Raw genomic sequence first — 25,360 nt, forward strand, 5'->3', positions numbered from 1 at the left:
GCGCTTAAACAGATGTCGGGCACAGTAGTGACGTAGCTCGCACGAAACAAGACCGTTGACAGCAGAAACCCCAGCGTGCCACCGTCGAAACGCTTCGCCGCTAGCTCCGACCTGAGGGGTTACCACGTGGTTTCCGAGTCCGCGCCCACCACCGGGACGCTGCCGTTTCGCGACCCCGCGCTGCCGTTGCGGAAGCGCATCGACGACCTGATCGGGCGGCTGACGACCGACGAACGGCTGGCGATGCTGCACCAGTACTCCCCCGCCGTGCCGCGGCTGGGCATGGCCGAGTTCCGCACCGGGACCGAAGCGCTGCACGGCGTGGCCTGGCTCGGGCCGGCCACCGTGTTCCCGCAGGCCGTGGGGCTGGGAGCGACGTGGGACGAGGAGCTCGTGCGCCGGGTCGCCGAGGCCACCTCGGTCGAGCTGCGCGCGTTCCACTACCACCGCCCGACCGCGATCGGCACGGGCACCAACAGCCTGCAGGCGTGGGCGCCGGTGCTGAACCTGCTGCGCGACCCGCGCTGGGGCCGCAACGAGGAGGGCTACTCCGAGGACCCGCTGCACACGGCGCGGCTCGGCGAGGCGTTCTGCCGCGGTCTCACGGGCGACCACCACAGGTTCCTGCGCGCGGCCCCCGTGCTCAAGCACTTTTTGGCCTACAACAACGAGGACGACCGTTGCGTCACCTCCTCCGGACTGCGCCCGCGCGTGCTGCAGGAGTACGACCTCGCGGCGTTCCGCCCCGTGGTCGCCTCCGGTGCCGCCACCGGCGCCATGGCCGGCTACAACCTGGTCAACGGTCGCCCCTGTCACGTGAGCCCGCTCATCGAAACGGAACTGCGCCGCTGGGCGGAGGCGACCGGCCACGAGCTGTTCGTGGTCAGCGACGCCGAGGCGCCGTCCAACCTGGTCGACCCCGAGCACTACTTCGACGACCACGCCGAGTCGCACGCCGCCGCGCTCAAGGCGGGCATCGACAGCTTCACCGACCACGGCCAGGACAGCGCCACCCCGGTCGGCCGGCTGCGGGCGGCGCTGGAGCGTGGGCTGATCGACCAGTCCGATGTGGACCGTGCGGTGCGCAGGCAGCTGGAGGTGCGCTTCCGCCTCGGCGAGTTCGACCCCGGCCTCGACCCGTACGCCGGCATCGGGCCGGAGGTCATCAACTGCACCGAGCACCGCGCTCTTGCCAAGCGCGCGGCGATCGAGTCGACCGTGTTGTTGCGCAACAACGGTTTGCTGCCGTTGTCCCGCGACCGGCGGGTCGCGGTCATCGGGCCGCTCGCCGACGTGCTGTGCGAGGACTGGTACAGCGGCACGCTGCCGTACCAGGTCACGATCGCCGGTGGACTCGAAGCCGCGCTCGGTGACGTCGTCGTGTCGGAGGGCGTGGACCGGATCGCGTTGCACTCGCGCACGAGCGGTGAGCTGCTGGGCAAGACCGCGTTCGACGTCGTCGACTGGGGCGGCGGCGTGCTCACGCTGCGGTCCGTCGAGAACAAGCGCTACCTGAGCCTCAAGCGCGACGACGGGTCGTTGGTGGCCGAGCAGGAGCTGATCAAGAGCTGGGACGTGACCGAGACGTTCCGGCTCATCCCGGCGGACGACTCCTTCCTGCTGCAGAACGTTCTCACGGGTCTGTACGCCGTCGTCGACCCCGTCGACGGCCGGGTGAGCGTCACCGCCGAGAACGCCGAGGATGCCGAACGCTGGCACCGCGAGTTGCTGCACGACGGCACCGCGGAGGCGGTGGAACTCGCGCGGTCCGCCGACGTCGCGGTGGTCGTGCTCGGCAACCACCCGCTCATCCACGGCCGCGAGACCGAGGACCGCGCGGGCATCGCGCTGGCGGAGTCCCAGGACGCCCTGCTGCGCGCGGTGGCCGCCGCCCGGCCGGAGACCGCGCTGGTCGTCATGAGCAGCTACCCGTACGCCCTGGACTGGGCCGACGAGCACCTGCCCGCCGTGGTGTGGACCTCCCACGGCGGGCAGGAAACAGGAACCGCGCTGGCCTGTGTCCTGCTGGGCGACGCGGACCCGGCCGGGCGGCTGCCGCAGACGTGGTACCGCGGCGACGACGAACTGCCGCACCCGCTCGACTACGACGTGATCAAGGCGGGCTGGACCTACCAGTACCACCGGGCCGCGCCGCTCTACCCGTTCGGGCACGGCCTGTCCTACACGGACTTCTCCTACGGCGAGCTGCTGCTGTCGTCGAACACCGCGACGGTGAACAGCGCGGTGGACGTCTCGGTGACGGTGACGAACACCGGTTCCCGTCCGGGCAGCGAGGTCGTGCAGGTCTACGTGCGGGCACTCGCCGCGCGGTACGAGGCGCCCAGGCTGCGGCTCGCGGACTTCCGCAAGGTCTGGCTGGAGCCGGGCGAGAGCCGCACGCTGGAGTTCCGGCTGGCCACGGACCAGCTGGCCCACTGGGACGTCGGAACCGGCGCCTTCACCGTCGATCCCGGCGACTACGAGGTGCTCGTCGCCAGGTCGGCCGAGAACGTGGTGCTCACCGCGCCGCTCGCCGTGGTGGGACCGGCTCCGGCACCGCGCACCGGTGTGGACCGCCGTGTGCTCGCCGTCGACTTCGACGACTACGAGGGCGTGACCCTGGTCGACGCCACCCGCACGACCGGTGACGCGGTCACGCCCACCGGTGGCGACGCCGCGACGCTGTGGTTCCGGTCGGTCGACCTGTCCGGTGCTGTTCGCGTCGAGGCCGACCTGGCCCGTGAAGGCGGTGATTCCGACGCACGGGTGGAGTTCTGGACCGGCGAGGAGCTGCTGGCCGAGATCGAGGTACCGGTCACCGGCGACCGCTACACGTGGGCGACCGCGTCGGCGGATCTCGCGGCGGAAGTCGCGGGAGTCCACGACCTGCGGGTGGTCCTGTGCGGCGGTTTCCGGCTGAGCGCCTTCCGGTTCTCCTCGGCCGGCTGAGACCGGTGGCCCGCCTTCCGGCGGTGGCGGGCCACCACCCTCACCACAGACCGGTGGCCCGTCACTGGCGGGGGACGGGCCACCTCCCCTTTTCCTCCAGGAGCCCTGATGCCACTGACCGACGGCACCCTCGACGACCTCGTCGGCTACCGCCCCGATCTGCGGGCGCCGGACGACTTCGACGAGTTCTGGGACCGCACGCTCGCCGAGGCACGTGCCCTCGGCGGTGCCGTGAAAGCCGATCCCGTCACCGACCGGTACCTGCTGCGCACCGTCGAGGTGGACGACGTCCGCTTCCCCGGCTGGAACGGCGAACCGGTGGCGGCGTGGCTGCTGCGGCCGCGCGGCGCCGAGGGTCCGTTGCCCGTCGTCGTCACGTTCATCGGCTACAGCGGTGGTCGCGGCCTGCCCACCGACCACCTGCTCTGGTCGGCCGCCGGGTACGCCCAGCTCGTCGTCGACAGCCGCGGCCAGGGGCACGACACCCCCGACCGGGACGCGGGCGGCGGTACCCAGTGGGCCAACGGTTTCATGACCCGCGGCATCGACTCCCCGGAGAACTACTACTACCGGCGGCTCATCACCGACTGCGTGCGCGCCGTGGACGCGGTCGGCGAGCTGCCCGGTCTCGACTCCGACCGGGTGATCGTCGCGGGCGGCAGCCAGGGCGGTGGCCTGACCATCGCCGTCGCGGGCCTGACCAGGGTCGCCGCCGCCCTGCCGGACGTGCCGTTCCTCTGCCACTTCCGGCGGGCGGCGGAGATCTGCGGCGAAGGGCCGTACCAGGAGCTCGCCGAGTACCTGCGCTGGCACAGCAGGCACAACGTCGAACCGGCCTTCGCCACGCTGTCGTACTTCGACGGAGTCCACTTCGCCCAACGCGCCACCGCACCGGCGTTGTTCAGCGTGGGCCTGATGGACCCGATCTGCCCACCGTCCACTGTGTACGCCGCCTTCAACCACTACGCGGGCGAGGACCGGACCATGACGGTGTGGCCGTTCGCGGACCACGGCGGTGGGCACGGCTCCAACTCGGTCGTGCAGCTGGAGTGGCTGCGCGAGCGCCTCAGCTGATCCGCGTCCCTGCCCTGCCGCAGTCCTACGGCCGACCGGCCTGGCTGATGAACTCGCCGATCGACGACCGCGGATCACCCGAGCGGACCAGGGCCTCCCCCACCAGCACGACGTCCGCGCCCCACGCGTGGTACTCGGCGACGTCCTCGGGTCCGGTGACGCCGGACTCCGCGATCTTGACGGCCGCCTCCGGCAGGTGCGGAGCCAGCTTCTGGAAGACCGCCCGGTCGACCTCCAGCGTGGTCAGGTCACGCGCGTTGATCCCGACGACCTCGGCACCGAGGTCGGCAGCCCTGGCGATCTCCTCCTCGGTGTGCGTTTCGACGAGCGGGGTGAGGCCGAGTTCGAGGGCGAGGCCGTGCAGCTCCTCCAGCAGTCCGCCCGGCAGCGAGACCACCATCAGCAGCGCGAGGTCGGCACCCCACGCCCGCGCCTCCCACAGCTGGTACGGCGTGACGATGAAGTCCTTGCGCAGCACCGGAACGCTCACCTCGGCGCGCACCGCCGCCAGGTCGTCGAGCGACCCGCCGAACCGCCGCTGCTCGGTCAGCACGCTGATCGCCGCCGCACCACCCGCCGCGTACTCCGCCGCCAGCGCCGCCGGGTCCGCGATGGTCGCGAGCTCGCCCTTGCTCGGGCTCTTCCGCTTGACCTCGGCGATGATCGACACGCCGGGCGCCCGGAAGCCCGGCAGCGGGTCCAGTGCGGGCGGCGCGTCCGACACGCGTGCCTTCAGCTCGGCGAGCGGCACCGCGCTCTGCCTCTGCGCAAGATCCTCCCGGACGCCTGCCAGGATCCCGTCCAGCACGCTCACGGTCACACTCCTCACGTCGTAGGTTTCCCCACCACATTGCCGCACCCGCCACAGCGCCGCCCACCGCCCCAGGGGCAACTCACGATGAACGGCGCTTTTGTTCACCTGAGGTGGACAAAAGCGCCGTTCATCGGTCGCTCGTGCGGGCCGGGTCAGCCGGCTGAGACGGAGTAGCTGTTGGTCGTGAAGTTCAGGCCACCGCTGGACGAGGTGATCTCGTAGCCGAACTGCACGGCGCCCACCGTGACGTCACCGAACCAGCCGCGGGAGCGGATCCAGTTCAGCACCGCCTTGACGTCGACGGAGCCGGCACCGGTGTTGGACGTGCGGACGAACGAGAACACCTCGTTCGAGCCGTTCGACCCGCGGTAGACGTTCCAGCTGTGCCCGCCCACCGTGGCCGACGCCTGCCAGGAGCCGATCGGGCCGACCTGGCCGACCTTGTTCATCCACAGCATGATTTCGTACCGGTTGTTGTCGCACCAGATGTCGTAGGCGGTGGTGTAGGAACCGGCGTTCGGGTAGGAGACGTTGAAACTGCTCGACAGGCTCCCGAGCGAGCTGAGCCTGCGATTCACCATCTTCTCGGAATGCGGGTAGGACTTCACCCCGCCCGTGTTCGGCTGGTTCGACCAGACGCCCCAGTTGCTGTAGGAGTTGGCCCAGATCGTCTGGGGGCCGGCACCGTTGCCCCACACGTTGTTGCGCACCGTGTAGCCGCCGTTGGACCAGGTCCCCCACCGGTCGGAGGAACTCCAGGCCGCGGCGAGGGCGGTGCTGGTCCCCAGCGACACCGTGAGGACGGCCGCCATCGCGAGAATCAGCGCACGCATGAGCTTGTTCATCGAGCTTCCCTTCCGCACATCATTGAACGGAATCCGCGCCGCCCGGCGTCGAAGCGGTTCGTGAGCCCGAACCTAACATCGAACAAGTCGAATGCATCGGCCGAAAATATTCGACTGCATTCACCGCGAAAGCATCCGTCCCGACGATTTCGTCACGATTCGACGGCCGGACAGCTCCTCGCCGGGACCGTCAGGTCGAGCAGATAGGCGTCGACGCCGCCGCGAGTGCACTCGCTGCGCGGATAGGCGACGTGGCCCCACCCCTCGTAGGTCATCAACGCCGTGTTGCGCGGCGCCTGGCGGTGGATGCTGACCGCCCAGTCGTACGGGGTGACGGGGTCGTGCCGCGCGCTGAGCACCATGATCTTCGGTGCGTGCCGGACGTCCAGGCGATGCGGCGGGTTCGACGGCCTCCCCGCAACGCCGACGCACGCGGCGGCCTCGTCGTGGCCGACCAGGCTGCCGCGCATGATCGGTGACCGGCGGAGCTCCTCGGCGCGCAGTCGCGAGTACTGCCCGAAGTCCTTGATGCGCAGGGAGAAGTCCTGGCAGACCATCGCCAGCCGGACCGACTCGTAGTTCGGCTCGAAGGACAGGACGGACGACCGGGTCTGGGTCCCGGTGATCAGCTCCGCGGCCCAGGGCCAGTCCGGCTCCCGCAGCGCGTAGTACATCGAGTCGATCAGCCGCTGCCTGCCGAGCGGTTCGCCGTCGGCGCGAACGAGGGCCGCCTCCCAGGCCGCGTAGACGTCCTTCCCGTGCAGGCCGCAGGAAGACGTGCGATCACACCAGCGGACGAACTCGACGAACGAGTCGTCCACGGCCGCCGCCCGATCCCCCATGAAGCGCCTCAGGTCCGCGCTGTGGTCGACGACGCTGTCCAGGACCATCGCGCGGAGCCGGTGACCGAACTTCTCGGCGTATGCCTGGCCCAGCACCGTGCCGTAGGACAGGCCGAGATAGCTGATCTTCCGCTCGCCCAGCGCCTGCCGGACCGCGTCCACGTCCTGGGCGACGAGGGCGCTGTCGGCGTGGTCGAAGATCGGTCCGCTGCGCGCGCGGCACTTCGCGAGCGCGTCCTGGTTGTACCGCAACAGGGCGGCGAACTCCGCCTCGTCGGAGGGGTAGGTCGTCGGCTGGTCGGCGACGAGGTCGGCGCACCGGATCGCCAGGCTCTTCCCGGTGCCCCGCGAGTCGATGCCCACGATGTCGAACCTGGCCCGCAGCTCGGGGCTGAACAGCCGGGAGAGCGCGAACTCCGCCGCGGAACCCCCTGGACCGCCGGGGTCGACCACGAGCACGCCCAGTCGCCGCGCGGGATCGGTGGCGACGCGTCGCGCCACCGCGACATCGATGCGCCGACCTCCCGGCCTCTTCCAATCCAGCGGAACGCTCAGCGTTCCGCACTGGCCCTCCGGATTGTCCGGGCACTGCGCCCATGTGATGGCTTGCGCGGGTTCGGCGTCCGCCGTTCCCCCGCAGAACATCACGACAACCACCAACATCGCCAATGTTCGCGTTATCAATCGCACAACCGCAACCTTTTCAGAAGATCACGAGCGCGCGCACCTCATTCGTCCACAATGGATTCCAGGGCGTTCTCCGCCAGTTCGCCAGCCTGACGCTCCCACCCGTGGCGCAGCGTGCGGAAAACCGCTGCGGCGCGCGTGCCCGGCCACCCCTCCGGCAGCAGCACGGACGGCAGCACCGGATCGCGACGGATCAGCAGCAACCACTCCGCGCCCAGCAGGACCCGCCGGGACAGTTCGTCGAGATGCCCGAACGCCCCTTCGCCCCAACGGCGGAGAAAGTCCTCGTACCCCGCGGCGATCCCCTTCAGGTCCCAGGCCTCGGCGGCGATCCGCGCGGGATCGGTCCACATGAACGCCTCCGCCCGGAACACCTCGGCGCGATCGAGCAGGTCGAGTTCGGCGAGCGTCGCCGAGACGTCCGCGGCCGAGGTCGAGACCCACAGGCCACTGCGCAACGGCCCGAACCCGAACCACTCCAGGCGGGTGCGCAGCGCGTGCCGGTCCGCGCGCCGGCTCTCCGGGACCGAGAACGTCAGCAGCGTCCACCGGCCGTCCCAGTGCCGGTCGACGACCTCGCCCTCGAGCTTGCGCTGGCCGTCGCGCAGCACCGCCGTCCCGTGGCCGGTCAGCGCGAGGAACGCCTGGCGGCCGCGGCGAACCGTGCGGAGCAGGCCGCGGCGCCCCATCCGGCTCAGCGCCGTCCTGGTGGCGTGCTCGCCGATGCCGAGCCGCCCGAGCACCCCGACCACGCCCACCGTCGACACGGCCACGCCCCGGTCGAGCACGTGGTCGCCGAACAGGGCGAGCACCGCGGTTTCCGGTCGCACGGCGGATCCGGTCACGCCGCCGTCCGGTGGAGTCAACGCTGCCGACATGCGCACGCCCTCTCGTCCGGCCTCTGACCATTATTCGTCGAATGCCTCACCATCGTCGTTCGTCAAAATCTTGACGGCCGTCATAGATCTGAATACTTTCGAGGTGATCCGGAACCCCTGACCGGAGGTCATCGATGACCACACGCAGAACATCCCTCATCGCACTCGTCAGCGCCCTGCTCACCATCGCCGGCGTCGTGCTCGCACCACAGGCAACAGCCGCATCCCTGGTGGAAGTGACCAACTTCGGCAACAACCCCGGCCGGATGCGCATGCACGTCTACGTGCCGGACACCCGGCCGGCGAAACCCGCGATCGTCGTCGCCATGCACGGCTGCGGCGGCTCCGGGCCCGGTTTCTACGCCGGCAGCGAGTTCGCCTCGCTCGCCAACAGGTACGGGTTCATCGTCATCTACCCGAGCGCACAACAGGAAGCCGGATTCGGCAAGTGCTTCGACACGTGGTCCGACGCCGCGAAACGGCGCGGCGGCGGCAGCGATCCCGTCTCGATCGTGTCGATGGTGACCTACACCCAGCAGCGCTACGGCGGCGACCCGGCCCGCGTGTTCGCCACCGGCTCGTCGTCCGGCGGCATGATGACGAACGAGATGCTCGCCCTCTACCCGGACGTGTTCAAGGCGGGCGCGGCGTTCATGGGCGTGCCGTTCAACTGCTTCGCCAACGCCGCGGACTACCCGCCCGGCCGCAGCAAGTGCACCGGCGGCAGCATGAACCGCACCCCGCAGCAGTGGGGTGACGCGGTCCGGCAGGCCTACCCCGGCTACACCGGCCCTCGTCCGCGGGTGCAGCTCTGGCACGGCACCGCCGACACGCTCGTGCCGTACTCCTTGCTGCAGGAGGAGATCGAGCAGTGGACCAACGTGTTCGGCCTGAGCCAGACACCGACGTCCACCGACACCCCGAAACCCGGCTGGAACCGCCGCAAGTACTCCGACAAGGTCGAGGCGTACAGCATCCAGGGCGCGGGACACACCCTGCCGTCGACCGGCATGGCCGCCGTGGCGCTGGAGTTCTTCGGGATCACCAGCCGCTGACCCTGCGTTGAAACGGGTCCGGCCCGGCGCTGTCCCGCGCCGGGCCGGATTTTCGCTCCGCTAGCCGAAGTTCACGTCACTGCACCACATGTAGGTCTGGTCGGAGTGCGAAGCCTGCCAGATCGTGAACACGATGTGGTGCCCCCGGTAGGCGCCGGAGGTCTGGACGTTGAACGTGATGTCCTTGGCCGGGGCGAACCTGCCGGTCTGCATGATGTAGTCGAGGTTGCCCCAGCCGAGGCGCTGGGTGGTCGGGTCGTACCCGTTCTTGCTGATGTAGACCCTGAAGTAGTCGGCACCGTGGCTGGCCTGGTCGTACAGGTGCATGGAGAAGTTGCTGCCGACCGTGGTGGTCTTCCACTTGCCGGGGGTGTTGAGGGAGTTGTTGCGCGACAGGGCGTTGCTGCAGAGCTGCCCGTCCGGCGTGGACCCCTGGAAGTTGCCGCGAAGCCCGTCCCGCAGTGCGCTCATCCAGTTCCACATTGTGTCTGCGTTGGCCTGGAAAGCCTGGTAGCACATGGGGTCCTGAGTTTGCATGGCCGGATCCATGTGGTGACTGCCCCAGGTTTTCCAGCACTGGTAGGCGCGGGTGGCGGGACCGACGATCGTGCCGTGCGCAGAGGCCGGAGGAGCCCAGACGAACACGCACGCCAACAAGCTGATGATCAACGCGATGGCGCCCCGCCGTCTGGTGGCGGACCGGGAGGTGCTGCGGACACGCATGAATGAGTCTCCATTCTCCGATGAGCGAGCAGCAGCGGCGGAATGGGAGCGCTCCCAGAGCATTAAGACTACAGGTAACTCTACGAAACTTCAACGAAACATTGAGTGATAACCAGTGTGATGATCGAAAGAAAGACCCACTCGGGTTCACCGGCTTCGCACTACGATGATCGCCACCAGCCGACGCGACCAGAGGGGCGGGCATGATCACGATCAAGGAGGTCGCCCGCCACGCCGGGGTGTCGATGAGCACGGTGTCGTACGTCCTCAGCGGCAAACGGACCATCTCGGAGGAGACCAAACGCCGCGTCGAGCAGAGCATCGTCGCGCTCGGCTACCACCCGAACGCCGGCGCGCGTGCGCTCGCCTCGAACAGGTCGCAGGTGCTCGGCCTGGTCGTGCCGCTGCGCTCCGGCGTGAACATGCCGGTCATCATGCAGTTCGTGGCGTCGATCGTCGCCTCCGCGCGCGACCACGACTACGACGTGCTGCTGCTGACGAAGGAAGCCGGCCCCGGCGAGGCCCACCGCGTCACCGCCCGGTCCATGACCGACGCGGTCATCGTGATGGACGTGGAGAGCGACGACCCGCGCATCCCCGAACTGCGCACGGTCGACGCGCCGGTCGTCCTGCTCGGCATGCCCGACGACCACGAGGTGCTCAGCTGCGTCGACCTCGACTTCGCCACCGCGGGCAGGCAGATGGCGGGCCACCTGGCCGACCTCGGGCACAGCTCGATCGCGTTGATCGGCTCGCCGCCCGCCGTGTACGAACGCGGCACGAGCTACGCCGCACGCCTGCTGGCCGGGTTCCGCGGCGAAGCAGGCAAGCGGAACCTCCAGGCTTCCGTGCACCCCTGCGAACCGGGCTACGACTCGGTGGCGGCGTGCCTGGACGAGGTGCTGGCCCCCGGACGCGACACCACCGGCCTGGTCGTGCACAACGAGGCGATCCTCGGCACGCTGCTGCTCGAGCTCCGGCGCCGGTCGCTGGACGTGCCCGGCGACCTGTCGGTGATCACCCTGTGCCCCGACGACGTCGCGGAGAACCTCCCCGTCCCGCTCACGTCCATCGCCGTTCCCGCGCAGGAGCTCGGGGCGATCGCCGTCGAGATGGTGATGGCCCGGCTCGCCCAGGAACACGCGCCCGAGGTGCGGCTGCTCCAGCCGCAGCTCACCGATCGCGGGAGCACCGCGGCCCGCTGAGCGTCAGCCCCATCGCGGCAGCCCGTTGCAGCGGCACCGCCACCCGCCGAACCTCAGTCCCATCGCGGCAGCCCGTCGCGGCGGCACCACCGCCCACCGAGCTCCAGTCCCATCGCGGCAGCCCATCGCGGCGGCACCACCGCCCACCGAGCCTCAGCCCCACTCCGGCAGCACCACCGCCCGCCGAACCCCAGTCCCACTCCGGCAGCCCGTCGTGGCGGCACCGCAGCACCGACGCATCAGTTCCACTGTGGCGGTCCACTGTGGACCGTTCCGTTCCTGGACAGCCGCGGCACGGGCAGCGAGCAACTCGCCCGCCGCACGAGCCGCGGAGGCACCAGCGTCAACGCAGGCGGCCTGGCACCGCCGATCACCGACACCAGCAGGTCGACCGCCGCACCGCCCAGGTCCTCCACGGCCAGCTCCACCGACGTGAGCGGCGGCGCCATGCGTTCGACCGGTTCGTCCGGGCAGACGGCCACGACCGCGATGTCCTGCGGCACCCTCAGGTGCTGTGCGCGCAGGCAGTCGATCACCCTGCCGAGCGCGACCTCGTTGTGCACCACCAGGGCCGTCATCTCCGGATACGCCCGCAGCACCGCGCTGATCGCGCCGGCGACCGATCCCGGGCCCGCCGCGACCGGCAACGCCGTGCCCACCACGCCACGGCGCATGGCCGCCGCGCCGAAGCCCGCGAACGTCCGCTGCGTGACGCCCGCCCTCGACGCGCCGAGGAAGCCGATGCCGCGGTGACCCAGGTCCGCGAGGTGGTCCACGCACCGCGCGCCCGCCGCCTCGAAGTCCAGGTCGACGCACACCAGGTCCTTCTCCGCATCCGAGCGTCCGATGAGGACGGACGTGCGGCCTAGCTCGCGCAGCACCCGCACCCGTTCGTCGGCACCTTCGCCCTCCAGCACCAGGAACCCGTTCACGCTGACGCTGTCCGCCGCCCTGCGCAGGCCGGCCGGTGCCACCAGCAGCACGTCCATCTCGTGCCCGCGCGCGGCGACGGCGATCGAGCTGACGAGCCGGGTGATCGACCTCGGGTGCGCGTCGCCGGGAGGCAGCACGAGGGCCACGACGTCAGCCCGATCGCGCGGCACCGGCCGTGCAGCGGCCGGTGGCCGATAGCCCAGCTCGATCATGCTGTCGTGCACCCTCGTCGTCGTCTCGGGCGAGATCGGGCGTTTGCCCGTCAGCACGTAGAAAACTGTGCTGGGAGCGACTCCGGCGTGCCGGGCCACCTCCGCGATGGTGACCAAATCCGCACCTGCTTCCGATCAGGGAGTTCCGGTCAGCCCGCCGCGACGATCCGCCACTGCTGGTTGACGCTGTTGCTGTCACTCCACTGACCGAGGGTCGCGGAGCCTGACGTGCGGCCCATGCCGTCCAGGTAGAGACCGGTGGCGCGGTTGCGGATGCGCACGTCGTTGCCGCGGCTCTTCCCGGTCACGACGGTCCACTGCTGGCTCGCGGCCGTGCTGCTGCCGCGCTGGCCCGCCTCGGTGCCGTTGGACGTGCCACCGAGACCGTCGAGGTACAGGCCGGTCGCCGCGTTCTTCAGTCGCACGTGGGCGCCGGTGTTCTCGACGATCCACCGCTGGCTCACGCTCGTGCCGCCGGTTCCCTGGCCGGCCGGCGAGTCGGTCGTCCTGCCGAGGCCGTCGACGTACCAGCCGGTGCCGATGTTGCGGATCTCGACCGCGGTGCTGCCGCCGTCACCGAGCCCCCAGGCGTAGCGAAGGCGTTGCAGCCCGGAGGGGTTCGTCAACGACAGGGTCGTGCCGCTCCTGCTCGTCATGCTGTACCAGTCACCGTCGCGCAGACCTGGCCAGTACACGCTGCCCATCCCGAGGCTGCGCAGTTTCTCGCTCACGCCCCGGACGTAGTCGGACATGTAGGACCCACTGGGGATGCTGTAGTCGATGGCGTCGAAGTACACGCCGTTCTTGGTGCCCGGTCCCATCGCGGCGCCCCACTCGGTCGCGATCGTGCGGCTGGCGTAGCCGCCGATGTAGCTCGCGATGTGGTCCGCCCACTGGGTTTCGCTCTGGTAGCCGGCGAAGAAGGAGTAGTCGTGCACCGCGAGCAGCGTGCCGTTCAGCCTGCTGTCGTTGCCGACGGCGGCGACGTTCTGGGCGAGACCGGCGCCGTCGAGGATGACCCTGCCGCGCGGCACGGCCGAGTACCTGGCGAGCCATCCGGCGTACATGTTGTTGAGGTCGCCGGTGCTGTAGCCGTGCGGCTCGTTGATGACCTCGAAGTAGGCGTTCGGGTTGCTGCCGTACTTCGCGACGACCTTGTCCCACATCTGGTTGAACGCCGTGACGTTCGGCGGCCTGCCACCGGTGTGCGCCCAGTACGCGAGGATCACGTTGCCCTTGCTCAGCGCGGTGTCGATCGCGCCGGTGTACGTGGCCCAGTAACCGGCCACGGTCGGCTCGTTGATCGGGAGGCGCACCGTGTTGGCGCCGGTGATCGAGTACAGCTGGCCGACCACCCGGTCCGCCACGGCGGCGGCCGAGGAGTACGTGTCCGTCGAGCTGAGCCCCGACGGGTACAGCACGCCGTTGACGAAGTTGTCCCGCTGGTCCGCCCAGTTCACGCCGCGGAACTGGGCGGTGGAGGCCTGGGCAGGGGCGGCCACGACGAGTGTGCTGCCGAGCAACACCGTGGCCAGCAACGTGGTAAGCGCTTTCCATCGACGACTCATCGGCTGCTCCACTACGGTGTGTCACTCCCGGCGGTTCATCAGAGCAGCCAGGAGAAGCAGGCGTCAAGAAGATGAGCATGCTTATCCGCCATCCAGTTCATCGAGCTGATCAACCTTCTGACCAGGTTCGATTCCTCATTCGATGGCCTGTCCTGCTCGTTCGACGCGCATGTATTCTGGGGTTCGACGGACGAAAAGTCGTACTCATGAAGGAGCCGTCTCGGTGGATGCCGATGCCGCGTACGCGCCGCCCGCCTCCTACCGGCCGGGCTACGAGCTCGTGGCCGAACGCATCCTGCAGCTGATCGGCGAGCTCGAACTGCGTCCCGGCGACCGCATGCCGACCGAGAACGACCTGGCCGGGCGGATGGGCACCAGCCGGACCGTGGTCCGCGAGGCCGTGAAGATCCTCTCGGCCCTGGGCAGAGTGCGCGCGCACAAGGGCCGCGGGCTCTACGTCGCCGACGACGAGGGCATGCTGGGCTCGCCCCGGTGGGGCGGTTTCTTCCTGCCCACCGACCTCGACCACGTCTACATGCTCTTCGAGTTCCGCCGGGTCCAGGAGACCGCGGCCGCCAGGCAGGCCGCGACCCGTGCCACCCCCGCCGAGCTGCGCGCCATCGAGGTCGCCGCCGAGCTGTGCCGGAAAGGGCACGTCACGGGGCAGGCGGCGTTGTTCGACCAGGGCGACGACGACTTCCACCTGGCCGTCGCGGCCACCTCGCACAACCAGTTCCTCGTCGCGTCCGTCCGCGAGGCCCGCCGCCTGCAACGCCAATCCACCATCATCGGGCTGAACGGCGCGGTCGGCGAACATACGGCCGAGGCCGTGCAGGAGCACGCCGCGATCTACCGGGCCATCCGCGACGGGGACGAGGACGCTGCTGCCGCGGCCGCCGCCGTGCATGTCGACAGGACCCTCGAGGACTACCGGCGGGAGATCCAGCGCCGCGTCTTCGGCTGATCGGCGTCCTGGACCGCTCGTCAGAATGTGTGCTACAACCGGTGCGGCCGCTTGGTGCGATGAATCACACTGAACCTCGGCCGACGATCCGGGCTGTCCATTGAGGACGAACCGGGTGCCGCACTCCGCCGCCGGCACACCGGGCGATGACGCACGGCCGGCGTACCCGCGCCGGACAACTCGGACGAACCCACCTTCACGAAATGAGGGTTGCGATGTTCAGGAGTCCATCCCTGCGACGGCGGAGCAGATCGGCGCTGGCCGTCCTGACCGTCGCCGGACTCACGGTGACAACAGCGACAGCACTGAGTCTCCCGTCCGCCACCGCGGCGGCGAGCACGCTCGGTGCCGCGGCCGCGCAGAGCGGCCGGTACTACGGGGCCGCGATCGCCCAGGGCCACCTCGGCGAATCGGCGTACGTGAACACGTGGAACACGGAGTTCACCAGCGTCACGCCGGAAAACGAGATGAAATGGGACACCGTCGAGCCCAGCCGCAACCAGTTCAACTTCGGCCCCGCCGACCAGATCGTGAGCCGGGCGCGCAGCCGCGGGATGTCGGTCCGCGGCCACACCTTCGTCTGGTACCAGCAGATTCCCGGCTGGGTGAGCGGACTGAACGGCAACGACCTGCGCGCGGCGATCTCGAACCACATCAACCAGGTGGCCGGTCACTGGAAGGGCCAGATCCACTCCTGGGACGTGGTGAACGAGGCGTTCGAGGAGAACGGCACCCGGCGCCAGTGGTTCGTCCAGCAGCGGCTCGGCGACGGCTACATCGAGGAGGCGTTCCGCACCGCCCGCGCCGCCGACCCCAACGCCAAACTCTGTTACAACGACTACAACACCGACGGCGTCAACGCCAAGAGCACGGGCATCTACAACATGGTGCGCGACTTCAAGTCCCGCGGCGTGCCCATCGACTGCGTCGGCTTCCAGAGCCACCTCGGCTCCGGCGCGAACCTGAGCAGCTACCAGGCGAACCTGCAGCGCTTCGCCGATCTCGGCGTCGACGTGCAGATCACGGAGCTCGACGTCGGCGGCTCCGGTTCCGGGCAGGCCGCGACGTACCGGGCCGTGACGCAGGCCTGTCTGGCGGTGACGCGCTGCACGGGCATCACGGTCTGGGGCGTCACGGACAAGTACTCGTGGCGGTCGAGCGCCACGCCGTTGTTGTTCGACGGCAACTACAACAAGAAGCAGGCGTACACCGCAGTGCTCGACGCGCTGAACGGCGGCGGCGGTGGTGGCGGCAGTGGAACGCTGCGTGCCGTGGCCGCGGGCAGATGCCTGGACGTGCCGAACTCCTCGACCAGCCCCGGCACCCAGCTGCAGATCTGGGACTGCCACAGCGAAGCGAACCAGCAGTGGACCCGCTCGGCGTCCGGTGAGATCTCGGTCTACACCGGCGGCTCCAGGCGCTGCCTGGACGGCCCCGGCGGCTCCGGCGCGGCCACGGTCATCGCGAACTGCACCGGCGGCAACACCCAGAAGTGGAACATCAACAGCAACAGCACCATCACGAACGTCCAATCAGGACTGTGCCTGGACGTCAACGGCGCCGCGACCGCCAACGGCACCAGGGTGATCACGTGGTCCTGCAACGGCGGCAGCAACCAGCAGTGGACCGGCAGCTGATCTCCAGGACCGAATCCCGCCGACCGGCTGGCTGCTGTCAGCCGGTCGGCGGGCAGTTCGGGCCGGGTCGCCGGTGTCCGCGGAGACCTCCGCACGCTGAACTTGGTGGTGACAGAAGGAGCTCACCATGGACCACCAAGACCGCGAACTGATCCTCGGCCTGGCGAACCGGCTGCGCCAGGCACCGGCCGTACCACAGGACCCGCAGGCCGCCGAACTGATCGCCCAGCAGATCGCGTCCCAGCCGAACTCGGTCTACCTGCTCGTGCAGGCCGTTCTCGTGCAGGAGGACGCGCTGCGGCAGGCCCAGGCGAAGATCGCCGCGATGGGCTCGGCCGGGCAGAATCCCGCCTTCACCCAGCCCGGCTTCACGCCCGCGCCCAACCCCGCCTTCAGCTCCGTCCCCGGCTACGGGCAACAGCCCCAGGGCGGGTTCAGGTCGGGCATGTTCGGGCAGCAGCAACAGCAGCAGGGCGGTGGCGGCTTCCTCAAGACGGCTGCCGCGGCGGCCGCGGGTGTCGCCGGTGGCGCGCTGCTGGTCGCCGGCGCGCAGGAACTGTTCAGCGACGACCAGCCGCAGGCCCAGCAGCAGGCCGGTGGCGAGGACGACGGCTTCAGCTTCACCGACCTGTTCTGAGCACGGCCTCCGCCACCGCGGCGGGACGATCCAGCTGCAGCAGGTGCGTCGAGCCCGGCACGATCCGATGCACGCCGCGCCGGGCAAGCGCTGCCATCGCCCCGTGCGCGGCGAGGATGCGGCGGGCGGAACTCGGGCCTCCCAGCGTTCCTCCCGCCGTGAGCACCCACCACGGCACGTCGGGCAGCGGGTGCGCCGCGCGCAACGCGTCCACCTCGGCCACCAGGTCCGCGTACCCGGCGAGCTCCGCCACCGCGCCGACACCGGCCGGTGGCCTGCCCGCCAGCTGGAGCAGCGGACTCGCGCAGCGCGCCGCCAGGCCGGCCAGGCCGAGCCGGAGCACGGCGGTCGCGAGCACCGCGCCGACGTCGAACGGCCGGCCGATGCCCGGTGGCACGAGGCTCGGGTCCACGAGCACGGCACCGCGCACCCGCGACGGCCGCAGCCGCGCGCAAGCCTCCACGTGAAGACCGGCGAGTGAATGTCCGACCAGTACGGCGGGGGCTCCCGCGACGTCCAGCACCGCGTCCAGCACGGCCACCTCGCGCCGCGCCGACGGTGTTTCCCGCGACGGTGTGCTCGCGCCGTTGCCCGGCCGGTCGAACCTCAGCACCCGCATCGCCGGCACGAGCAGCCGGACCAGCGGAGCCCAGTCGGCGAGCCCGCCGGCCAGGCCCGAGGTGAGCACGACCGGCGGCGCGTCCGCCGGTCCGTCGTCGACGACGTGCACAGCGGAGCCCAGAACGTGGATCACGAGAACCAGCATGCCGCAGGCAGGACGTGGCTGATCGCCGCGGCCCTGCTGTACTCGTGCTGGCTGCTCGAGCTCGTGCTGCCGACCGGACTGTCCGTCGTGGACAGTTATGTGAGCGAGCTGCTGGCGGACGACCAGCCGTTCCGGTGGCTGCTGCGCACCACCGACGTGCTGGCCGCCGCCTGTCTCCTGCTCGCAGCCCGCACCCCGCGAGCCTGGCCCCTGCTCGTCTTCGCCGCCGCCACCCTCGCCGACACCGTCCTGTCGCTCGACTGCGCGGCCAGCGTCGACGCCCTGTGCCGCTACCGCGAGAACATCGGCGCGGTGTCGCTCGGGCACCGGCTGCACCAGGTCACCAGCGCACTGACGTTCGTCAGCGCCCTGATCTTCGCCGTACGACTGCGCAGCAGGGTGGTGATCGGCCTGCTCCTCACGACCGGCGTGCTGTCCGTCGTCCTGGCGAACCAGCCGGGCGCCGGGCTGGTGCAACGCGTGCAGCTGCTGACGATCGCGGCGGGCCTCCTGCTCGCGGCACGAGCCGTCAGAGCTGGTTGATGCGCACCAGGTTGCCCGCCGGGTCGCGGAACGCGCAGTCCCGCACACCCCACGGCTGGTCCTCCGGCTCCTGCAACACCTCGCCCGCGCCCTCCTTCTCGACCCACGCCCGCAAGCGGTCGAAGGCGCCCTGCAGGTCCTTGGAGGCGAGCGAGATGGCCGTGTAGACGCCCTTGGCCATCAGGACCGCGATCGTCCGACGCTCCTCCTCGCTCACACCGGGGTCGGCGGCGGGCGGGTGCAGCACGATGCCGGTCTCCGGCTGGTCGGGCGGGCCGACGGTGATCCAGCGCATGGTGCCCTGACCGACGTCCTGGCGGACCTCGAAGCCGAGACCGTCGCGGAAGAAACCGAGGGACTTCTCGGGGTCGTCTGCCGGCAGGAACGCCGCGGCGATGATGACTGACATGGCCGTCAACCTAATCGGACGGACCGGCCGCCGCTTCTCGATTCCTGATCGGACGCATCACGGCCTTGGCGAGGCAGTTCGGGATGCCCAGGCCGTCCTCGGCGGCTTCCTTCTTGTACTGGCTGGGCGACATGCCGACGAGCTCGGAGAAGCGGGTGCTGAACGTGCCGAGCGACGTGCAGCCGACCTCGAAGCAGACCTCGGTGACGGACATGTCGCCCCGCCGCAGCAGCGTCATGGCCCGCTCGATGCGGCGGGTCATCAGGTAGCTGTAGGGCGACTCGCCGAACGCCGTCTTGAACGCGCGGCTGAGATGGCCCGCGGACAGGTGCACCCCGCGCGCCAGCGCCGCCACGTCGAGCGGCTGCCGGTACTCGCGGTCGATCCGGTCGCGGACCTTGCGGAGCAGCACGAGCTCCTGCAGGCGCGGGTCTTTGGCGGTCACGTCGCACAGATTACGACATCGGAAAACTTCGAGGAAGACCGGCGGAATTCGCGTCACATCCCGTCTCGACTGGACATTTCACGTGCGCAGGTGGATGCCCGAAACGCTTTCGTCCGATAACCTCCGGCTGACCCTGCCAGTACATCCAGCGAACCGAAAGAGCACAAGAATGCCCCCTGCAAAAGCCGCCGATCCCCGCATCGCGAAATCCCTTTTCGCCGCAGGTGCCGCCGTCGTTCTGGCCATGGGAATGACGACCAGTGCTTCAGCCGCCGTGCTGACCCCGCTACCGGCGAACGCCACGTCGTTCCAGCGGACTTTCCAGCCGTTGTTCGACTACGACGGCGACGGCTGTCTGCCCGTCGCGGCCATCGACAGCAGCGGGAGGCTCAACGGCGGACTGCACGACACCGGACCGGTCACCGGTGAATGCCGTGACAACCACCTCGGCAAAGCCAACACCTATTCGCGGGCCAAGTGCAACAACGGCTGGTGCGCGATTTCCTACGCCCTGTACTTCGAAAAGGACATGAGCTGCGACGGCTGCACCGCCACGTCGCACCGCCACGACTGGGAAGGCGTCGTGCTGTGGGTGCCGCAGGGCCAGTCGACCCCCGGCTTCGTGTCCGTGTCGAGGCACGGACAGTACGAGACCAAGTCGTGGAGCGACGTCCCGGCGAAGACCGGCGTCCGCGCCAGGGTCGTCTACCACAAGGACGGTGTCAGCACGCACGTCATGCGTTTCGCCGGGGCCGGCGAACCACCGGAGGCGTGGGGAAACGGCGGCTGGGACGAGCCCGCCCTGCTCAGCTGGGAGAACCTCGCCCCGGCCCTGCGGGACGCGCTGAACGGCTCCTCGTGGGGCGACGCCAACTTCCCGCTGCAGGACAGCAGGTGGCCGACTGAGCTGTCCAGGGCCAAGCCTTCCGGAATCCCGTTCCAGCCCTGACGCCGCCGTGAGTGGTTTCCGTTGCCGCGCAACGGAAACCACTCACGACCTCACCTCAGCAGGCGCCCTGGTCGCGCCACACACCCCACTCTCCGGTCGTGCCGGGCTCCTCGCCCTTCGTCCACCACTGGGCGCGCCACTTGCGCCCCTTGTGCGCCACCTCGTTGCCACCGGTGTAGACCTGCTCGCGGTCCCACGCGGGCAGCGCGCACGCCGGCGGGTTCGACGTCGTGGTCGTGGTCGTCGTGGTGGTCGTGGTCGTGGACGTCGGCGTGGTGCCGCCGCCGATCCGCGGGTGGTCGGCCGTGATCGCGTACGACTGACCGCCGAAGGTGAACACGAAGTTCGACGGCGTCGAGATCGGCAGCTGGTAGCTGACCGTCATCTCGATCGACGCGCCGGGAGCCAGCGACTGCCACGACGGCAGGGTGAGCTCCGCCTTCTGGAAGTCGCCCTTCAGCCCGCCGACGTTCGACCCGCTGTGGCCCTTCGTCACGACCTTGAGCCCGAACCCGGACTGGTCGGCCATGCTGCCCGGCGCGCTGGTGCCGTAGTCGAACGCGATCTTCGTGCCACCGGGGATCGTCACGGTCGAGCGGTTGGTGAACTTGATCTTCGGCGTGATCGGGTAGTTGTTGTCGCCCAACGCGAAGCCGTGGACGTCCACGTCGACCGCGAGCGACTGCGACTGCTGGGTGGTGGCCTTCGCAGCACCGTAGGGCGCGGCGCCGTTCAGACCGGTGTTGATCGTCGACAGCAACGTGTCGCCGATGAAGTACTCCTTCTTGACGGAGTCGTACTTGTAGTCACCGGCGAGCTCCCAGATCATGACGCCGCCGAGACCCTTGTCCCGCACGTACTTCGCCTTTTCCGCGATCGACTGCTCGGTCTCGGTGGAGAGGAACACCTTCTTCTCGTCGTTCCACAGCCACGGCGCCTTCAGCGTCGTGTCGTAGTGCGGCGTGTACGTGCCGGTGAGGCGGTCCGCCGGGTCGTTGACCGGGTCGAGGCCGTACTGGCTCGCGTACGAACCGGTGACCTTGGCTTCGAGGTTCTTGGTGTGCCACAACGGGTTCACACCGGACGGAACCTCGGCACCACCCGCGGTGACGTCGTGCCAGATGTTGTCGATGCCGGTCGCGCCGTTGCCGCACGGCGTGGTCGAGCCGACCGACGAACCGGTGCCGGGCGGGCACTTCGACTGGTCGGGCAGCGCGGCCTTGCCCCACAGTCCATTGGTACCGCCGGTGACGCCCTGCCAGCCGCGCGAGTAGAACGGCACGCCGATGTTGATGCGCCCGGCCTGCATGGCACCGCGGTAGTAGTGGTACGCCCAGTCGGTGTTGAGGTAGCCCATGCCCTCGTACTGCGGTGCCGTGTACACGCCACCCGCAGCGAGCTCGCCGTCCTTGCCGTCGTCATACAGGGACGCGTTCGGGCCGACGAAGTGGTTCCACGAGCCATGCAGGTCGTAGCTCATGACGTTGAGGTAGTCGAGGTACTTGACGACCTGGTACGACTCCTGGCCGCGCAGCAGCCAGCCGGAGGCGGGCACGGCGGCGGTCAGCAGGTAGTGCTTGCCGTCGGCGGCACCGGCGCGGTCGAGCTTCTCGCGCAGCGTCTTCATGATCGCCTGGTAGCCGGCCCACAGCGTGCCGCGGTTGGCGTTGGAGATCCAGAAGTCGTCGGGGTTGCCCGCGTGGTTGTTCGACGTCGCGTACTCGTAGTCGATGTCCGCGCCGTTGAAGCCGTACTGGCGCAGGAAGGCGACGACGCTGTCCGCGAACGTGTCGATCGCGGCCTGCGACTGGCCGAGCTTGTAGAAGCCGCCGGAGGCGTTGCGCGTGCCGTCGGCGTTGAAGAAGCCACCGGTCTCCGCCCAGCCGCCGATGGAGATCAGCGTCTTGACGTTCGGGTACTGCTTCTTGAACTTCGTCAGCTGGTTGAAGTGCCCCTTGTAGGGCAGCGACGGGTCCATCTCGGCACCCGCGACGCCCGGCCACTCCATGCCGATCGAGGAGTTGTTCGCGTCCTGGGCACCGACCGAGATCTTGTTCTGCGCGTCGATGTGCGCGAACGCGTAGTTGAGGTGGGTGACCTTGGTCCAGGGGATGTCCTTGGCCAGGTAGCCGGGCTGACCGTTCTTGCCGGTCCGCCAGCTGGTGAAGTACCCGATCACGCGGCGGGACTTGTCCGGTCCCATGTTCTCGCGGCCGGCGGTGTCGTAGACGGTGCAGTACGGCACGTCGACGCCCGGCGTCTTGTACAGCCCGTCCGGCCGGCAGTCCTCGTGGGCTGCGGAGGCCGAAGGTGCGTGGGTCACGGCTATCAGGGTGCCGGCCAACAGGGCTAGCACCGGGACCACTCTGGTGAGCAGGCGCAAGGGAAGGACCTCCTGGCTAGGGCGGCGGCCACTGCCGGAACGGTAAAATGGTCCAGACCTTTGCGTCAATACTCGATCACTGACATCGGTTGTCAGTGATGCGGTTCTAGCGTCCCTCCCATGAGTGCAAACGATTTCGACTTCTTCCACGGCCGGTGGCGCGTGGCGAACCGCAAGATCGCCGACATCCCTGGCCGCGGCACCGAGTGGATCGAGTTCGACGCGGACGCCGAGTGCCGGCCGATCCTGGGCGGCACGGGGAACGTCGACAGCCTGCACGCGGACGGCTGGGAGGGCATGACGCTGCGGCAGTACGACCCGCAACGGCAGGTGTGGCGCATCTGGTGGGCCTCCACCCGCGCCCCCGGCCACCTCGACCCGCCGCTGGAGGGCCGGTTCACCGGCGGCCACGGCGTGTTCTTCGGTGACGACGTGGTCGGCGGCCACGAGGTGAAGCTGCGGTTCGACTGGACGCCGGGCGACGAACCCGTGTGGCAGCAGCAGTTCTCCTACGACGGCGGCGAGACCTGGGAGACGAACTGGATCATGAGGTTCACCCGCGTGCCATGATGGCGATCATGACGCTGACGTTCGCGGTCATCCCCACCCACGACCGCCCGTCCGAACTGCGGCAGACCATCGCCACCCTCGGTCTGCCGCCGGAGCGGGTGCTCGTCGTCGACAACGCGAGCACCCCGCCGGTCGCGAACGTCGACGCCACGGTCGTGCGGGACGACGAACAGCCGCCGAACCTCAGCAGGCTGTGGAACATCGGCCTCGACTGGGCCCACGAGCAGGCCGCGGGCGAGAAGTACGCGGTGGCGGTGCTGAACGACGACCTCGTGCTGCCACCGGGTTTCCTGGACGCGATGGTCGAGGCGATGGACCGCACCGGCGCCGTGATCGCCTACCCCGACCAGTTCGGCCGCGGCCGCGACTGGCACAACACCGTGCAGGGCCCGGTCGAGCCGAGGAACGACCGGCTGACCGGCTACGCGTTCGTGCTGAGCGGCCAGGCCGGGCTTCGCGCCGACGAGCGGTTCCGCTGGTGGTACGGCGACGACGACCTGGAGTGGCAGGCGCAGGCCGTGGGCGGCACCGTCCTCGTCGGCGGGGTCACCGTGGAACACCTGCACCCCAACGCTTCCACGGCCGAGAACCCGGTGCTGCGCGATCAGTCCAGGGTGGACAAGCAGTCGTTCATCGCGAAGTGGGGCCAGTCCGCCTGGGAACGCAGGCCGGGCGAGACGACCTGAGCGTCAGCCGATCTCGGCCAGGCCCTGCCGCACGCGCGCGGCTTCGGAGTCCAGCAGGTGGCGGGCGCGGGTGGCCCAGTCCGCGTCGATGCGGAAGCTGTCGCCGCGGAAGCGCGGGAACACGTGCAGGTGGAAGTGGAAGATCTCCTGGAACGCGGCCTCTCCGTCGGCGAGGAAGACGTTGACACCCTCACACCGCAGGCCGGAACGCCGAAGTGCTCGGCCGATGCGGTGGCCGATCCTCCAGACGTGCGCGCTCGTGTCCTCGTCCAGGTCTTCCAGGCCCACGGCGTGCACGCGGGGCACGACCAGAACGTGGCCCGGTGTCACGGCGCCGGTGTCCATGAACGCCACCACCACGTCGTCCTCGAAGACGACGCTCGCCTCGGCCTCTCCCGCGACGATGGCGCAGAAAACGCAGTCCTCCCGCACGTTCACGGCCAGCTGCTGTGGCTGCGCGGGAGTCACCTCCACCGGCACGGTGCTCTCGATCCTGAGCGAGTCCAATGAGGCACGTTGGACATCAACGCCGACGACGATCCCGGTCAGGTCGCTGTTGGCTCCTGCCCGGACGACCTCCGGGTAGGTCTCGAGCACACGCTTGGCTTCGGCGAGCAGCTCTTCTGGCGTGAACCGGGCGACCCGGAACTCGACGGTGACGTCCTCTCCGGCGGCATCTCTCACGAACTCACGCACCTCGGCGGGCGGCTCTCCGTTCCAGAAGAACGTGACCTTCAGGTTCGGTACGTCGAGCTTGGCCTTGACCATGCCCTGCGCGTCCGCACGGCTTTCCACCTCGTCGATCAGGCTGATCAACGGCTGCTGCCGATCGAACATCGGGTCCTGGCTCACCGCGGACGCACCCCCGAAGCTGGTCAGTTGATCTGGGTCAACGCGAGCCCGCCCGCCATCAGCACCGCACACGCCAGCCCGTGCACGACCGGATTGCGGACCAGCAGCGCCACGAACTCCCGCAGGAACGCGCTGGGCACGAAGTACCACGCCGTCGGCGCACCGATCACCTGCAGCCGCAGTCCCTGGTTGCGCGACAGCACGGCGGTGCGGAACACGTGGTAGTTGTTCGTGACCGCGACGACCCGGCCGTTCAGGCCGCGGTCGGCCAGCAACTCCTTGCTGTAGCGGAGGTTCTCCTCCGTTGTCGTCGCCTGGTCCTCGAGCACCACGTCGTCGTCGGGCACGCCGCGTTCGAGCAGGTACTGCCTCATCGCGAACGCCTCGGAGACGTCCTCGTCGGCGCCCTGCCCGCCGGACACGACGATCACCGGGGTCCTGCCTGCCTCGCGGTCGCGCCGGTACAGCCGCAGCGCGCGGTCGAGCCGTGAGGCCAGCAGGGGTGGCACCCGCGAGCCGATCAGGCCCGCGCCGAGCACCACGATGCCGTCGAAGCCGCTGCGGCGACCGGTGCGGCCGTAGATCACCGAGTACAGCAGCAGGCTCACGAACAGGAACGCGATGTAGGCCGACACCAGGAACAACCCGATCGCGCTGCCGCGGATCCAGTCGTCGGACTGTCGTGTCTCGGGTGATCTGTCGCAGGTTTGTCTCGGTTGTTGTGACACAAGGTT

At 69.4% G+C, this 25,360-nt stretch carries 24 protein-coding genes; 11 read left to right on the forward strand and 13 right to left on the reverse strand.

Annotated elements, in window-relative coordinates; translation table 11 throughout:
* Window positions 1-126: 126 nt before the first annotated feature.
* Window positions 127-2,949, forward strand: a complete 2,823-nt coding sequence (locus IEZ09_RS40330) for a glycoside hydrolase family 3 protein (RefSeq protein ID WP_229813381.1) — start codon at window positions 127-129, stop codon at window positions 2,947-2,949.
* A 108-nt stretch (window positions 2,950-3,057) separates the two neighbouring features.
* On the forward strand, window positions 3,058-4,023 hold the full coding sequence (locus tag IEZ09_RS40335; protein ID WP_189259119.1) for an acetylxylan esterase: 966 nt from the start codon (window positions 3,058-3,060) through the stop codon (window positions 4,021-4,023).
* Between the two features lie 25 nt (window positions 4,024-4,048).
* Here the strand turns inward: IEZ09_RS40335 and trpC are convergent, their stop codons facing one another.
* The 4 genes from trpC to IEZ09_RS40355 form a co-directional block, all read right to left on the reverse strand.
* Window positions 4,049-4,837, reverse strand: a complete 789-nt coding sequence (trpC, locus tag IEZ09_RS40340) for an indole-3-glycerol phosphate synthase TrpC (protein WP_189259120.1) — start codon at window positions 4,835-4,837, stop codon at window positions 4,049-4,051.
* A 152-nt stretch (window positions 4,838-4,989) separates the two neighbouring features.
* A complete protein-coding gene (locus IEZ09_RS40345; protein ID WP_189259121.1) occupies window positions 4,990-5,682 on the reverse strand; it encodes a GH12 family glycosyl hydrolase domain-containing protein in 693 nt (230 codons plus the stop codon).
* A 152-nt stretch (window positions 5,683-5,834) separates the two neighbouring features.
* Entirely contained in the window at window positions 5,835-7,025 is a 1,191-nt protein-coding gene (locus tag IEZ09_RS40350; RefSeq protein ID WP_229813382.1) for an alpha/beta hydrolase, read from the reverse strand.
* A gap of 227 nt (window positions 7,026-7,252) precedes the next feature.
* A complete protein-coding gene (locus tag IEZ09_RS40355) occupies window positions 7,253-8,089 on the reverse strand; it encodes a PaaX family transcriptional regulator (protein ID WP_229813383.1) in 837 nt (278 codons plus the stop codon).
* A gap of 134 nt (window positions 8,090-8,223) precedes the next feature.
* Here IEZ09_RS40355 and IEZ09_RS40360 point away from each other — a divergent pair, with 134 nt between their 5' ends.
* Entirely contained in the window at window positions 8,224-9,144 is a 921-nt protein-coding gene (locus IEZ09_RS40360) for an extracellular catalytic domain type 1 short-chain-length polyhydroxyalkanoate depolymerase (protein ID WP_189259124.1), read from the forward strand.
* A gap of 60 nt (window positions 9,145-9,204) precedes the next feature.
* Here IEZ09_RS40360 and IEZ09_RS40365 read toward each other — a convergent pair whose 3' ends face one another.
* Window positions 9,205-9,930 (reverse strand): lytic polysaccharide monooxygenase auxiliary activity family 9 protein, encoded by a 726-nt coding sequence (locus tag IEZ09_RS40365; RefSeq protein ID WP_308202456.1) that lies wholly within the window; start codon window positions 9,928-9,930, stop codon window positions 9,205-9,207.
* Window positions 9,931-10,070: 140 nt separating this feature from the next.
* Between IEZ09_RS40365 and IEZ09_RS40370 the strand changes: the two genes are divergently transcribed.
* Window positions 10,071-11,072, forward strand: coding sequence for a LacI family DNA-binding transcriptional regulator (locus tag IEZ09_RS40370; protein ID WP_189259126.1), 1,002 nt, complete (start codon window positions 10,071-10,073; stop codon window positions 11,070-11,072).
* Window positions 11,073-11,311: 239 nt separating this feature from the next.
* Here IEZ09_RS40370 and IEZ09_RS40375 read toward each other — a convergent pair whose 3' ends face one another.
* Both IEZ09_RS40375 and IEZ09_RS40380 read right to left on the reverse strand, forming a co-directional pair.
* Window positions 11,312-12,334, reverse strand: a complete 1,023-nt coding sequence (locus IEZ09_RS40375) for a LacI family DNA-binding transcriptional regulator (RefSeq protein ID WP_189259127.1) — start codon at window positions 12,332-12,334, stop codon at window positions 11,312-11,314.
* Between the two features lie 32 nt (window positions 12,335-12,366).
* Window positions 12,367-13,785, reverse strand: coding sequence for an RICIN domain-containing protein (locus tag IEZ09_RS40380; RefSeq protein ID WP_189259128.1), 1,419 nt, complete (start codon window positions 13,783-13,785; stop codon window positions 12,367-12,369).
* Between the two features lie 223 nt (window positions 13,786-14,008).
* Here IEZ09_RS40380 and IEZ09_RS40385 point away from each other — a divergent pair, with 223 nt between their 5' ends.
* The 3 genes from IEZ09_RS40385 (at window position 14,009) to IEZ09_RS40395 (ending at window position 17,023) form a co-directional block, all read left to right on the forward strand.
* Window positions 14,009-14,749 carry a FadR/GntR family transcriptional regulator gene (locus IEZ09_RS40385; RefSeq protein WP_229813384.1) on the forward strand — a complete coding sequence of 247 codons (741 nt, stop codon included), beginning with the start codon at window positions 14,009-14,011 and terminating at the stop codon, window positions 14,747-14,749.
* 287 nt (window positions 14,750-15,036) lie between these two features.
* A complete protein-coding gene (locus IEZ09_RS40390) occupies window positions 15,037-16,386 on the forward strand; it encodes an endo-1,4-beta-xylanase (RefSeq protein ID WP_370467790.1) in 1,350 nt (449 codons plus the stop codon).
* Between the two features lie 127 nt (window positions 16,387-16,513).
* On the forward strand, window positions 16,514-17,023 hold the full coding sequence (locus IEZ09_RS40395) for a DUF2076 family protein (RefSeq protein WP_189259131.1): 510 nt from the start codon (window positions 16,514-16,516) through the stop codon (window positions 17,021-17,023).
* Here IEZ09_RS40395 and IEZ09_RS40400 read toward each other — a convergent pair.
* Window positions 17,007-17,777, reverse strand: coding sequence for an alpha/beta fold hydrolase (locus IEZ09_RS40400; protein ID WP_189259132.1), 771 nt, complete (start codon window positions 17,775-17,777; stop codon window positions 17,007-17,009). The two genes, IEZ09_RS40395 and IEZ09_RS40400, sit on opposite strands and share 17 nt — an antisense overlap.
* Here IEZ09_RS40400 and IEZ09_RS40405 point away from each other — a divergent pair.
* A complete protein-coding gene (locus IEZ09_RS40405; protein ID WP_189259133.1) occupies window positions 17,769-18,332 on the forward strand; it encodes a DUF998 domain-containing protein in 564 nt (187 codons plus the stop codon). The two genes, IEZ09_RS40400 and IEZ09_RS40405, sit on opposite strands and share 9 nt — an antisense overlap.
* Here the strand turns inward: IEZ09_RS40405 and IEZ09_RS40410 are convergent.
* The gene (locus IEZ09_RS40410) at window positions 18,319-18,741 is read right to left on the reverse strand and encodes a VOC family protein (protein WP_189259134.1); all 423 of its coding nucleotides are present in this window, start codon (window positions 18,739-18,741) and stop codon (window positions 18,319-18,321) included. The genes IEZ09_RS40405 and IEZ09_RS40410 overlap by 14 nt on opposite strands.
* A gap of 10 nt (window positions 18,742-18,751) precedes the next feature.
* Complete coding sequence (locus tag IEZ09_RS40415; protein WP_229813385.1) at window positions 18,752-19,186, reverse strand: helix-turn-helix transcriptional regulator; 435 nt, start codon at window positions 19,184-19,186, stop codon at window positions 18,752-18,754.
* A 169-nt stretch (window positions 19,187-19,355) separates the two neighbouring features.
* Between IEZ09_RS40415 and IEZ09_RS40420 the strand changes: the two genes are divergently transcribed.
* Window positions 19,356-20,135, forward strand: a complete 780-nt coding sequence (locus IEZ09_RS40420; RefSeq protein WP_189259135.1) for an NPP1 family protein — start codon at window positions 19,356-19,358, stop codon at window positions 20,133-20,135.
* A 55-nt stretch (window positions 20,136-20,190) separates the two neighbouring features.
* Here the strand turns inward: IEZ09_RS40420 and IEZ09_RS40425 are convergent, their stop codons facing one another.
* Window positions 20,191-22,464 carry a glycosyl hydrolase family 18 protein gene (locus IEZ09_RS40425; RefSeq protein WP_370467791.1) on the reverse strand — a complete coding sequence of 758 codons (2,274 nt, stop codon included), beginning with the start codon at window positions 22,462-22,464 and terminating at the stop codon, window positions 20,191-20,193.
* Between the two features lie 174 nt (window positions 22,465-22,638).
* Here IEZ09_RS40425 and IEZ09_RS40430 point away from each other — a divergent pair, with 174 nt between their 5' ends.
* Window positions 22,639-23,088 (forward strand): hypothetical protein, encoded by a 450-nt coding sequence (locus tag IEZ09_RS40430; protein ID WP_189259136.1) that lies wholly within the window; start codon window positions 22,639-22,641, stop codon window positions 23,086-23,088.
* 8 nt (window positions 23,089-23,096) lie between these two features.
* Complete coding sequence (locus IEZ09_RS40435) at window positions 23,097-23,774, forward strand: glycosyltransferase family 2 protein (RefSeq protein ID WP_189259137.1); 678 nt, start codon at window positions 23,097-23,099, stop codon at window positions 23,772-23,774.
* A gap of 3 nt (window positions 23,775-23,777) precedes the next feature.
* On the opposite strand, the gene IEZ09_RS40440 is transcribed toward IEZ09_RS40435, so the two are convergent.
* Window positions 23,778-24,626: an HIT family protein gene (locus IEZ09_RS40440; protein WP_229813387.1), complete on the reverse strand. Its 849-nt coding sequence runs from the start codon at window positions 24,624-24,626 to the stop codon at window positions 23,778-23,780.
* Window positions 24,627-24,649: 23 nt separating this feature from the next.
* Window positions 24,650-25,360 (reverse strand): YdcF family protein (locus tag IEZ09_RS40445; RefSeq protein WP_189259138.1); only part of this gene is annotated, 711 nt, incomplete at its 5' end.

The organism is Lentzea flava (assembly GCF_014648475.1).
Classification (GTDB): domain Bacteria; phylum Actinomycetota; class Actinomycetes; order Mycobacteriales; family Pseudonocardiaceae; genus Lentzea; species Lentzea flava.